The organism is Haloferax sulfurifontis ATCC BAA-897, assembly GCF_000337835.1.
GTDB classification, from domain to species: domain Archaea; phylum Halobacteriota; class Halobacteria; order Halobacteriales; family Haloferacaceae; genus Haloferax; species Haloferax denitrificans.
Genome location: NZ_AOLM01000005.1, coordinates 1 through 8,404, shown reverse-complemented (window position 1 = coordinate 8,404; position 8,404 = coordinate 1). Strand labels below are relative to the sequence as shown.

The window sequence follows — 8,404 nt, the reverse complement described above, 5'->3', positions numbered from 1 at the left end:
ACAAGGGTTCGTCTGAAACCAGCTCATCATCCCTGACCAGCAAATCGACCCGGCAACTTCAACCCAACAAGGGTTCGTCTGAAACCGAGGGGGATTTGCGGAGGCCACATCTAACGATGGACTTCAACCCAACAAGGGTTCGTCTGAAACACCCACCGCTGTACATCGTGTGGGACGTCGTACGGCACTTCAACCCAACAAGGGTTCGTCTGAAACCGTCCCGAAACCACGGGCGTAATGCTGCTTACGAACCGAATTCAAAAGAACGTTTCCGTCGACCCCCAATTCCCCCGTACCCCCCGGGGGGTCGACGGAAACGGATCGCCTCTCCTCACGACCAGCGGTGCGAAAAATCAACCGAGAGTCCCACCGGCCTCAGTCGGCCGGTTGCGGTGCGTCTTCGGCTTCCGCCACACTCGCGGTTCCGCGTTCGCCTTCGCGGTCGATGTACTTGCGGACCCAGAGTTCGCCGGTGATGATGCCGGAGATGGCGCTCATGTGTTCGGCTTCGCCCGTGCGTTCCTCGCGCTGGAGGCGGCGAATCTCGTCGGCGTCGAAGTACGGGCGCTCGCACGCGGAGTCGAGCAGGTCGTCGACCCGTTCGCGGAGCGCGCGGTTCGTCCGGTACCAGTCGCCGATGGTGGAGCGGCCGCCGTAGGTGTGGACGTCGCCGACGAGGCGCTCGCGGATGCGGTCGACGGAGGTGCCGACGACGAAGCCGGCGGCGTGTTGCCACATCGGGCGCGCCGGCGGGACTTTCGTCCGCTCGTAGGGGATGGCCGCGAGTCGGCTGTCGAGGCGGCGGACCAGTTCGACTTTCGGGTAGGCCGTGCCGGCGGGAATCTTCCCGTCGGTGAACGGAATCGAGCCGACGCGGTGCGAAAGCGGCATCCGCGTCACGGCCCGGAGGAACGCGGTGTCGCTGAAGGGGACTCGGGTGCCGGCCTGGCTCTCGGCGATGGGGTTGCTGGCGAAGTCGCACCGCGGGAAGTAGTTGCGGTAGTAGCAGTCCATCGCGGTGCTGTAGAGGTCAGGCTGGTCGCTCTTGCGCACCTCCTCGCGGTAGGTCGTCATCGGGTCGAAGTCGGTCCGTAGGAGCCGGCGGGCGTCGTCGACGTCGATGCGGTGTTTCGCGCGGTAGAGCGCCGCCTCGGGCGACTTGCTTCCCTCGACGGCGGCTCGGCCGATGCCGTCGCCCATCATTCCGCCCTGTCCACAGCCCTCGATGAGCACGTCGGGCATGTCCTCAATGTTGAACACGTTCGCGAGGTTGACGAACGTCGAGAGGCCGACCATCCCGCTGGTCAGCTGGACCGACGCGTCGAGCGAGTCGACGAGCGCGTTCGAATCGACCGGCACGCGCCTGTTTTCGAGGCCGAGCACCGCCGAGACCTTCGCGGCGAGTTCGAGGTTGCTCCCGTTCGCGGGGTTCGAGTCGTAGGTGTAGGTGGTGAGGTCGTGGTAGCGGCTGAGCTCCCCGGCCATCGAGCGACTGTCGAGGCCGCCGGAGAGCCATAGGCCGATATCGCCGTCTATCGTGTCGGCCATGTCGGCGATGACGTCTCGGTAGGCCTCGGTGAGGTCGTCGAGGTAGGAGTCGTCGGGGCTCTGTTCGAACGTGTGGTGCCAGTACGACTCGATTTCGACGCCCGCGTCGGGCCGGTAGTCGAGCACGGTCCCAGAGGGGAGGAACTTCACGCCCTGTACGAGCGTCTTGTCGCCCCAGACGTGCCCGATCATGAGCAGGTCGCTGATGGCGCGTTCGTCGACCTGCGGGTCGTCGAGGAGGGTCGTCAGCGCGCCGACTTCGGTCCCGAAGGCGAACGGCTCGCCGTCGACGTAGAAGCACTGTCGCGTCCCGAGTTTGTCGCTGGCGAGCACGACGCGCTCCGCGTCGCCGTCGACGGCGACGACGATGAACGAGCCGTCGAGTTCGGAGAGGAGGGCGTGGGGGTCCTCGAACAGTCGGGCGAACAGCCCGTCTTTGTCGAGGCCGAGTTCGTCGAGGTTCGTCACCGCGCCGTATATCGCTCCCACGCGCGGGCCGTCTTCCCAGACGGTACAGCCCTTGGGGTCCCGCGCGCCGTGGTGGAGCACCGAGACGCCGAAGCGGCCGGTCGACCGCGTCGCCGACTCGTACCAGTCTTCGTGGTGGAGTTCGGCCGCGCAGGCGTTGAGCGTCGCCGCGTCGAGCGCGCCGCCGACGAAGCCGGTCATCGACGGCCCTCGCGTCCGGGTCGCTCGGCGGTCTGTGGCGTGTCTACTGTGAGTGACATCGTTGCCCGATATCCGCGCGCGTCGGGTTTTGTTATCACGCACCTATACGTTCGAAAAACGGGGTCGAGCGCCGCCGAACCGAACGGTATCTCGGCTTCACGGGGTCTCTGTGCCGGCCGGACCCCCGATGTTCGTCCGCTCGGTGGCCGACGCTCGAAAAACACCGGGAAGAACGCCTATAACGCCGCTTGAGTCGATTACACGCTCAATAACAAACTACGCTACTCGCCTTCTCTCACGGGATGACGCAACGTGATTCGCGGCTCACGAGAACGCTCCTCCTCGTCGGATTTCTCGCGATAGCCGTCGGTATCCTCGCCGCTCGCGCGTCGCCGGCGCGCGCGTACGAGGTTTCGATTTACCAGTCGACCCCGGCGGTCTTCTGGGTCGGCGTGGCGGTGGCGGTACTGACCTCGCTGGTCGTGGTCGTTCGCGCCCCGAGCAGTCGGTTCGCGGCCGGCGGGGTGGCGCTGGCGGCCCTCGCAATCGCCGCGGTCTCCGCCCTCCCGCTCGTTCGGGAGTACCACTTCTACGGGTTCAACGACTCGCTGACGCACCTCGGCTGGGCGAAGTCGCTCGTCTCCGAGACGCTGACGCCGCTGGATATCGTCTACCCGAGCGGCCACGTGTCGGCGGGGATGTTCAGTGCCGCCCTCGGCGTCGAACTCACCACCGCGATGATGCTCGTGGTGTTTTTCGTCTCGGTCGTCTACCTCGTGTTCGTCCCGCTTCTCGTCTCGCTCGTCGTTTCCGACCGGCGGGCGGTCCTCATCGCCGTGTTCTCGGCGCTGTTGTTCCTGCCGGTGAACCTCAACGGCTTCAAGCTCATGTTCTTCCCCTACTCGCTGGCGTCGTTCTTCGGCCTGGTGCTTCTGTACCTCTTTTTCAGACACCAGTTCTCCGGCACCGACGCCGTCGAGAGCCGGTGGCGCGGCCACGTCACGCCCGTCTCCGTCCTGTTCGCCATCGGGACGGTCGCGCTGGTGTCGTACCACCTGCAGGTCGCCGTCAACTACCTCGTGTTGTTCGGCGTCGCCGCGGCCATCCAGCTCGTCCAGCGCTGGCGGACCCCCGACGCCGTCGCCGACCAGCGCCCGGTGTACGGGCTGACGCTCGTCTTCGCCGCGGCGTTCGTCTACTGGCTGACGCAGTACACCGTCGGCTTCTCGACCGGCGGCCTGTTCGTCGAGGGCGTGCTCGGGATTCTCTCGGGGAGTTCCGAGGCCGGGACGGCCATCTCCCAGCGCACCGGCTCCGTCACCGCCGTCGGCGGCGGTATCTTCGACGTGTTCGTGAAGCTGTTCCTCGTGAACGCGGTGTACGCCCTGATAACCCTCGGCGTCTTCTTCGGCGTCGTCTTCGGGCGGCTCCCGCGGCTGTCCGCTCAGGGCCGGACTATCCTGCGGACGCTGACGTTCAGTCTCGTCGTGTTGGTGCCGTACTTCTTCGCGCACCTCCTCGGCGTCATCTCGGAGACGAACTTCTTTTTCCGCCACGTCGGCTTCGCGATGATTCTCGCGACCGTCGTCGGGAGCGTCGGGCTGTTCTACGCCTTCGAGTGGCTCTCGGGGACGGAGTACTGGTCGAAGTACGGGGCGGCGGTCAAGGCCGGCGCGCCCGTCGCGTCGGCGCTCGTCATCGGGCTCACGCTCATGGTGATGTTCCCGTCGCCGTACATCTACCTGCCGTCGAACCACGTCCCCGCCCAGCAGATGGGGGCGTACGACACCGCCTTCGGGATGTCGGACGAGGACGTTCGGTACGTGGGCATCCGCGGGAACCCCGACCGCTTCGTCGATGCGCTCCCCGACAGCCCCACGCCGGCGCTCGGCTTCACGACGCCGGACGAGGCGCTCATCGACCTGCCGAGTTACTACGACGGCCCGCGGTATCTGATGGTCTCGAAGACCGACCACGACCGCGAGGTAATCGCCTACCGCGAGCTCCGCTACTCCGAGGCGAACCTCACGGCGGTCCGGGACCAACCGAACGTGAACCGCGTCATGTCGAACGGCGCGGCCGACCTCTACTACGTGTCCGGGTAGGGGCGTCGGGGCACGGGGTTCGATTTTCACGCCGACATTAGAACCGCTACCGCCGGTGCCGCCGCTGTTCCTTTCCGACCGTCGGCCTGCGGGCCGACGGTCGCTGACCCGCCGCACGGGTTCGGACACCACGGCGCTCGGCAGGTCGCTCCGCCTCGTCAAACAGCGCCTAATCCGGGCGACCACGGGAATCGCGGCCCCACGGAATCCAGTAGTGAGTCAATAATTAATCGCCTCCTGAGCCGATGTGTAGCCGAGTGTTACCGTTCGTGAATACGCAGGGTCGTCACCGCCGAGACGGCGGCCCGAGAGGTGGCTTCGATGAGGGATAAGATTCGCTCGGTCGTCCGGACGATTCGCCGCCGGTTCGTCCCCGGCGACGACGACGGCGACCTCGCAGAGCGGACGGTGAAAAGCGGGATGTGGGTGTCGGCGATGAACGTCCTCGACCGGGTGCTGAAGGTCGTCATGTTCATCGTCCTCGCGCGACTGCTCGGCCCCGAGGCCATCGGGCTGATGGGCATCGCGCTCCTGACCATCTCGGCGCTGTTGAGCCTGACGAACCTCGGCATCGACGCCGCGCTCATCCAGCGCGTCGACGACGACGTCGACGAGTACCTGAACACGACGTTCACGCTCGAACTCCTCCGCGGGCTGGCGATGAGTTCGATTCTCTACGTCGCCGCCCCGTCGCTCGCTTCGCTGTTCGGCGAGCCCGCCGCGCGGGACCTCATCCGCGCCATCGCGCTGGTCCCGATTTTCCTCGCGCTTCGGAACCCCGCGATGGTCTACTTCAAGAAGGACCTCGCGTTCCACAAGGAGTTCGCCTACCGTGTCAGCGGGACGACCGCCTACGTCGTGGTCGCGCTCGGCTACGCCGCGGTCAGCCCGACGGTCTGGGCGCTCATCTTCGGCTACCTCGCCGACGCGGGCGTCCGGTCGATTGTGACTTACTTCCTGCACCCGTACCGCCCGCGCCCCGCGCTGAACCGCGCGTACGCCGCCGAACTCATCGGGTACGGGAAGTGGGTCACGGGGTCGTCCATCGTCGAGTTCCTCTACGGGCAGGGCGACGACGCGGTCGTCGGCTGGCTCCTGACGGCGACCTCCCTCGGCTACTACCAGCTCGCCTACCGCATCTCCAACGCGCCGGCGACCGAAATCGCCGTCGTCGTCTCCAGCGTGATGTTCTCGACGTACTCGAAGCTCCAGGAGGACCGACGCGCCCTCCGCGAGGCGTTCTTCAGCACCTTCCGGCTCACGGCGTTCGTCGCCCTGCCGATGTCGGTCGGCATCTACCTCGTCGCGCCCGCCTTCGTCGGCGCGTTCCTCGGCGAGGACTGGCTCCCGATGGTCCTCGCCATGCAGATTCTCGTCGCCTACGGGCTGTTTCGGACGCTCTTCGCGACGTTCAATCCCGTCTGGCGCGCCGTCGGCCGCCCCGACGTACAGACCAAACTCGGCTTCCTGAGGGTCGCCCTGCTCGCCATCGCCATCGTCCCCGCGACGAGCGCCTACGGCATCGAGGGGACCGCGCTCGCGGTCACGGGCATCCTCGCGTTCCCGATGGTCCCGCTCTACGCGCGCGAGATGAAGCGGACGCTCGACACGACCTACCGGCGGTTCCTCCGCGAACTCTCGTACCCCGTCGCGGCCAGCGGCGCGATGGCGCTGGCGGTCCTCGCGGCGCAGAACCGCGTCGGGTCGCCGCTCGTCGAGTTCGCGCTCCTCGTCGCCATCGGGGTCGTCGCCTACGTCGTCAGCGCCGCGTCGCTCATGACGCTTTTCGACTGGCGGGTCAAACAGAACCTCCGTGAACTCGTCTCGGTGATGTCGAAGTAAGACGGGCGCTCGGCCCGTCCGACGGGGCCGGCGAGTGGTCGATTCGACTGACTCTTATTGCTAGCTGAACCTTCGCCGTGAACCAAATCTATCAGAACCTCGTCAGAAAATGTGGGCGCGGTGAAACGAACGCCCTCGCAAGATTCGGTGGGGGCGTAATTACCAGTTCATATATCAATTATCTGCCGAGCAGAGACGTTTCACGGGATAAATTCAACTCACCGCGGGATGCCGATTTGTCCCGTATTGTCCCGATTAAGCGGTTGTTTTCTGGGCTCAAACTGCCGCTATACTACTATTTGGTTGATGTTATTTTGCTCGAATATAAGGTGTGTCTTTGGAATGCAACTGGTAACAAACTGGCCAGCATCCGAATCAATCCAGTAAGTAATCGTAGCCAATTCGATTATACCTTGCAATAATGATTATCACCTTAACGAGGGCTTTCCTGAGATATGGTACGACTAAACGATGGAGACGACGACGAATCCCCCGCGGATTCGGACTCCATCCTCGAATCGCAACTCAACAGGCGGAACTACCTCAAACTCGGTGCAATGGCCGCATCGACTGCCCTCTCTGCCGGCGTCGCGTCGGCTGCGTCTGGACCAGAGGAGCGCTTCGGTATCCAATGGGACCGCGTCGTCAACGCGGTGGACGACCTTGGAATGGACCCCAACGGAAACGAACCGATAGACAACCAACTCGATTCCGCGTACGAGAGCGGGACGCTCATCGAATTCCCTCCGGGTGAGTATCTCGCCACCGAGACGCAGTACTGGAACGACGACGTCTCCCGCTTCGGGATGGTCGGCACCGGCAGTTCCCACAAGGACGTGCAGTTCGTCTTCCCGTCGGGCAACAACGGCGAGAAGTACCGGTTCCTCGAAATCACAAGCGGGGACCACCACGTCCTGAAGAACTTCTCCATCCAGCAGACCGACGACGCCACCACCACGGCGGACATCTGGATGATAAACGACGACGGCGGCCTCATCGAGGACGTCGAGTGGCTCGGTCGCACCCCCACCGACAACGACGCTCGCCGCCAGCTCCTCGCGTACGACTGTTCCTCCGTCGACGGCGTCAACGTCGCCCGTCGCGTCTACATGCGCGAGGGTGCCGAGCTTCCGGGCTACCCCGACGGCGTCGCGGGCATCCGCGTGCAGGGCGGCTCCGTCGGCGAGATTCGCCTCGTCGACTGCCACATCGAACAGCGCGGCTCGTCGTCGTTCCGCGCGACCCACACCCGCGGCGTCCTCCGCGTCGAGGGCGGGCTGTTCAAGAACAACGACAACACGAACATGCGCATCTCCGCGGGTGACCACCCCGAAAAGACCTCGTGGATCAAGGGCGCGACCGTCATCATGGACTCGGACAACCTCAACGAGCACGCCCACGACGGCGACAGCCTCGACAGTCCCGAGGGGCTCCGCATCGACTCCACCGGCAACGGGTACGCGGGCGTCCTCATCGAGGACTGCGACTTCATCTTCAAGTCCTGTCCCACCTCGCGCGGCGTCGTCTCGTCGCCGACGTGGGGCGGCCACGGCGGCTTCACCCTGCGAAACTGCCGCATCCAGAACGACACGTCGGTCCAGACGATTCACGCCGACTCCGTCGACACCGACACCGCGGACAAGCCGTGGGGCGTGAACCTCGAAAACGTCTCCATCACGGGGAGCGCGCGGTCCCAGCCGTCCGGCGCGGCGGTCTGCATCGACAACGACCGCAACGGCTCGACCGTCCAGAACAGCTGTATCCACTTCCCGAACGGCGACGTGGACGGCGTCCTCGTCAACGACGCCACGAACTGTGAGATTCTGGACTCGAACATCAACGTCACCGGGCAGGCGACGGTGTTCAGCGGGGCCGACGTGGACACGAGCAACATCACGAGCTCCGACTCCTGTCCGCTCCCGAGCGCCGACAGCAGTACCGGCGGCGACTCGTCGAGCACGGACTCCACGACGGATTCGACGACGGACTCGACGACCGACTCCACGACCGAGCCCCTCCCGAACGAGATCCGCCTCGTCGGCACGGGCACGACGACCCAGTACGAGTTCACGGTGACGGACTCACTGCAGGCGTCGGACGGCACCATCGAGGAGTGGGACGACATCGCAAGCGGCACCGCGACCGGCTGGATTACGACCGAGGGCGTCGAGGACGCCTACACGTTCTCCGGCGACGTCGACTCGTTCTCGTTCCTCGAAGGCGAGTCCGAGATTTACGTC

General features: G+C 65.2%; 4 protein-coding genes. 3 read left to right on the top strand and 1 reads right to left on the bottom strand.

Features of this window, described 5'->3' with window-relative positions; all coding sequences use genetic code 11:
• Positions 1-375: 375 nt before the first annotated feature.
• Positions 376-2,217, bottom strand: a complete 1,842-nt coding sequence (locus tag C441_RS03805; protein WP_007273868.1) for an asparagine synthase-related protein — start codon at positions 2,215-2,217, stop codon at positions 376-378.
• Positions 2,218-2,519: 302 nt separating this feature from the next.
• Here C441_RS03805 and C441_RS03800 point away from each other — a divergent pair, with 302 nt between their 5' ends.
• The 3 genes from C441_RS03800 to C441_RS03790 all read left to right on the top strand — a co-directional run.
• The gene (locus C441_RS03800; protein WP_007273867.1) at positions 2,520-4,322 is read left to right on the top strand and encodes a hypothetical protein; all 1,803 of its coding nucleotides are present in this window, start codon (positions 2,520-2,522) and stop codon (positions 4,320-4,322) included.
• A 321-nt stretch (positions 4,323-4,643) separates the two neighbouring features.
• Positions 4,644-6,164: a lipopolysaccharide biosynthesis protein gene (locus C441_RS03795; protein ID WP_007273866.1), complete on the top strand. Its 1,521-nt coding sequence runs from the start codon at positions 4,644-4,646 to the stop codon at positions 6,162-6,164.
• 455 nt (positions 6,165-6,619) lie between these two features.
• The coding region (locus C441_RS03790) for a hypothetical protein (protein WP_049920410.1) at positions 6,620-8,404 on the top strand (1,785 nt) is incomplete at its 3' end.

Bases quoted from the DNA above. Each gene is read 5' to 3' on its own strand.
- C441_RS03805 (WP_007273868.1), bottom strand. From the start codon at position 2,217: ATGACCGGCTTCGTCGGCGGCGCGCTCGACGCGGCGACGCTCAACGCC.
- C441_RS03800 (WP_007273867.1), top strand. From the start codon at position 2,520: ATGACGCAACGTGATTCGCGGCTCACGAGAACGCTCCTCCTCGTCGGA.
- C441_RS03795 (WP_007273866.1), top strand. From the start codon at position 4,644: ATGAGGGATAAGATTCGCTCGGTCGTCCGGACGATTCGCCGCCGGTTC.